At 69.5% G+C, this 1,087-nt stretch carries 1 protein-coding gene; it reads left to right on the top strand.

All coding sequences use genetic code 11. The features are described 5' to 3' along the window. Positions 1–286: 286 nt before the first annotated feature. Positions 287–1,087: HAD family phosphatase (locus tag E1182_RS30620; protein ID WP_132271204.1), on the top strand; the 801-nt coding region annotated here is incomplete at its 3' end.

Consider the following 1,087-nt stretch of genomic DNA (forward strand, 5'->3'; position numbering starts at 1 on the left):
GTTCGGCTCCGGGGGGGTTTGAGCCGAACCGCTCAGCGGTTACGGGGGGTGCAACCGCCGAGGGTCTGCAACTGTCCGAGATATGAGCACTCGTCGTGATGACAAGCATGCCCGAGCGCGCTGTTCACGTCGAGTGGTGTCGACCCCACTCATCGCCAAAATGTGACCGAAGAGTGTGATCGTGATCACTCAGAGCAGGGAAGGGTGCGCCTCGGTGCCGGACCGGAGCTGCCGCGCGCCCAAGGCACCCCGCCGACGATAGATTATGGGGCTAGACTTGCGCGCCGTGGGCCGAAGCGCCGCTTTCTTCGATCTGGACAAAACCGTCATCGCCAAGTCGAGCGCCCTGGCGTTCGGTCGGCCGTTCTACCGGGACGGTCTGATCACCCGGCGGGACGTGGTGAAGTCGGCGTACGCGCAGCTGATGTTCCGGCTGGGCGGCACCGACGAGCAGACCATGGCCCGGACCCGGGACTACCTGGCCACGCTCTGCAAGGGCTGGTCGGTGGACCAGGTCCGCCAGATCGTCGCGGAGACGCTGCACGAGCTGATCAACCCCTACGTGTACGCCGAAGCCGCTGCCCTCATCGAGGAGCACCAGGCCGCCGGCCGGGACGTCGTCCTGGTCTCCGCCTCCGGCGAGGAGATGGTCCGGCCGATCGGGGAGTTGCTCGGCGTGACCGACGTGATCGCCACCCGGATGGCGGTCGAGGACGGCCGGTACAGCGGCGAGGTGGAGTTCTACGCCGCCGGGTCGAGCAAGGTCGAGGCGGTGAGCGAACTGGCTGCCGCCCGGGGGTACGACCTCGCCGACTCGTTCGCCTACTCGGATTCGTACAGCGACCGGCCGCTGCTGGAGTGTGTCGGCCATCCCACCGTGGTCAACCCGGACCGGGCCCTGCGCAGGCTGGCCTCGGAGAACGCCTGGCCGGTGCTGGAGTTCCGGCACCCGATCCCGCTCGGCCGCCGGCTGCGCGAGCGCCCCGCCGTCCCGGTCGCGGCTGCCGCCCTGAGCGTGGGGGTGGGCGTGGCGATCGGCATCGCCTGGTACGGCCGCCACCGCCGCATGCGGACCGCTCCAGCCGCC

It is taken from the genome of Micromonospora sp. KC721 (assembly GCF_004348355.1).
In the GTDB taxonomy this organism is placed as follows: Bacteria; Actinomycetota; Actinomycetes; order Mycobacteriales; family Micromonosporaceae; genus Micromonospora.